1 protein-coding gene is annotated in these 570 nt (G+C 53.3%); it reads right to left on the bottom strand.

The genetic code is table 11. The features are described 5' to 3' along the window. Positions 1–570 (bottom strand): Ig-like domain-containing protein (locus J502_RS17190; protein WP_034685271.1); only part of this gene is annotated, 570 nt, incomplete at both ends.

Here is a 570-nt window from a genome sequence, read left to right as displayed (position 1 = left end):
AATGTACCGTTAGCAATGTCCAGCAATCCCTCAAGCGCATCTGCCGTAAGCGGACTGCCATCAACCGCATTGACTGCTTCACCAAAGTCAATCGTGATTGCATTCGTTACAGGATCAATCGTAATCACCGGTGCCGGAGCTAGCGTATCAACCACAAAGCCGTCCGTACCATCGAGTACATCGCCTGTACCCAAGTTACCTGCAAGGTCTGTATAGGCACCGTCTGCAACACTGATGCTTGGAGCCGCACCACTGCCGTCAGCTGTAAACGTAGCTGTCCAGACATTCGGGTTGGTTGTACTTTGGACCAGATTGCTCAGCGTACCGCCTACTGGCGTGATGTCATCAATATCAAAGCCACTGACCGCCTCGCTAAACGTAAAGCTGATTGTTGTCGATTCAGTCGCAGTGAGTGCAGGGTCCAGGGCCGTAATCACCAAGCCCGGCGCCAATGTATCGACCGTAAGGCTCTCTGTTGCAGTCAGGTTGGCATTACCTGCCACGTCCGTAACAATACCTGCCGGTACGTTCACAACCACATCGCCTTCAAAGTCCGCAGCCGGTACCAGC

Origin of the sequence: Acinetobacter sp. 1294596, assembly GCF_000582925.1 — a bacterium.
GTDB lineage: Bacteria > Pseudomonadota > Gammaproteobacteria > Pseudomonadales > Moraxellaceae > Acinetobacter > Acinetobacter radioresistens.
This window is presented reverse-complemented; position numbering and strand designations above follow the sequence as displayed.